Here is a 1527-nt window from a genome sequence, read left to right as displayed (position 1 = left end):
GCCGCACAGCCTGCGGGGCAAATGGTCCGGGCTGACGCGGCACCAGGGGGTGATCCGTCGCGCCGCCATTCGTCGAGGCTGCGGTCGACTGCTGGGTTGGGCGCACTCGGTGGACTGGCTGGCCCGGACCATGAGGTCCTTGAGCCTGGCGCCGGTGTCGGTGTCGGTGTCGGCCGCGAGGGTGTTGCCTGTGGGCGTGCATCGAGATCGATGTTGGCGGCGAGCCTGCGCTGGTGCTCCTTGGCGGAGTGCTGCTAGATCACTTCAGTGAAGAGCGGGTGACGAGAATCGAACTCGCGCTCTGAGCTTGGGAATCAGCGGTTCTTGGCCACCGCAATGGTTCTGACCTGTGCTTTCCCGTGAGGCGGCTTAGATGACCACGGTCTGCGGAAGCTGTACCTGACCGCTGTTGTCCGCTCTGCTGGGCACGGATGCGGCACGGGTGGCGGCAGTGCGACAGAACCTGCCGAGGTGCATGCTCCGGGTGGGCTGGTGGGTCAGAGAGGGATGATGCGGACCTGGTTGCCGCAGAGTTTGGTCATGTCGTCGCTGTCGGACGTCAGGAGGGCGACCGGTTTTGGCTGCCGCAGTGCGACCTCGGCGACCGTGGCGTCGATGGCGTACTTGTGTCCGTGCTGCCCGGCGCCTTTGAGGAGCTCCGCCGCCGCTTTCGCCGCTTGTTCGGTGACCGGCTCCACCTTGACGCGGGACAGGGCCCAGTTCAGGCGAGGCATGTTGGTGCGTGAATGGCTGACTTCCACGATGGTGTTGGCCCCGATCACCAGGTCGGCTCCCATGTCGTGGAAGACCTGCAACATCGCGAGGAGCTTGCGGTCTTGTGCGATCCAGGCGGACAACCCTTGCGAGTCGAGAACGACGGTCTCGATGCGCTCGCTCACGCGGCGTCCGCGTCCTTGGAGGAGCAGGCGCCGCCGAAGATCTTCGAGCGGGCCTCGGCGAGCTCCTCGTCGCTGAAGCGTCCGTGTTCTTCCTCTTGCCGGCGAAGGTCGTCGCCCAGAAGCTGGTGCCGGATCTGGCGGGCTACGGCTTCCGCCACATAGCCGGAGACGTTGTCCGTGAGCTTGCGCAGCTCCGCGACCTGATCGCTGGGAAGCGTGACGGTGATGCGAGTCGTCGAGGACATGCGGCAAGCATACTGGAGTATGCACAGGATGGCCCGGGCTTCTGCGCCTGACCTCGACAGCCTAGCTAGGTTGCATGATCCCGAGGGCTTGTGGCGCTCCGGCTATCCGCAGTAGGGCGAGAACCCGCAGCGGTGCCCCTGGTGGGCAAGCGAAAGGCCCTGGTCTCTGGCGGGTTCTAATGATCCCCGCAACACCCTGATTTTCAGGGAGTTGCGGGGATCGTGGATTTTGAGGACTTGATGGCGAGGTTCTTCGAGGCGCTGGACCGGGAGTGCGGCAGTATCTCGGGGGCTGCTCGGGCGGTCGGGGTGAACCGTGCGACGGCGTTCGGGTGGGCACGGAAGGCCGGCGTCCGTGGTCGCGGGAAGACGGGCACGACCGG

At 65.7% G+C, this 1527-nt stretch carries 2 protein-coding genes; both read right to left on the bottom strand.

What is annotated here, in order from left to right; all coding sequences use genetic code 11:
• Positions 1–497: 497 nt before the first annotated feature.
• On the bottom strand, positions 498–899 hold the full coding sequence (locus ACFWSK_RS37775; RefSeq protein WP_383796724.1) for a DNA-binding protein: 402 nt from the start codon (positions 897–899) through the stop codon (positions 498–500).
• Complete coding sequence (locus tag ACFWSK_RS37770) at positions 896–1144, bottom strand: hypothetical protein (RefSeq protein WP_383796721.1); 249 nt, start codon at positions 1142–1144, stop codon at positions 896–898. Before ACFWSK_RS37770 ends, ACFWSK_RS37775 begins: the two co-directional genes overlap by 4 nt.
• Positions 1145–1527 lie beyond the last annotated feature (383 nt).

It is taken from the genome of Streptomyces sp. NPDC058620 (assembly GCF_042717135.1).
In the GTDB taxonomy this organism is placed as follows: Bacteria; Actinomycetota; Actinomycetes; order Streptomycetales; family Streptomycetaceae; genus Streptomyces.
This window is presented reverse-complemented; position numbering and strand designations above follow the sequence as displayed.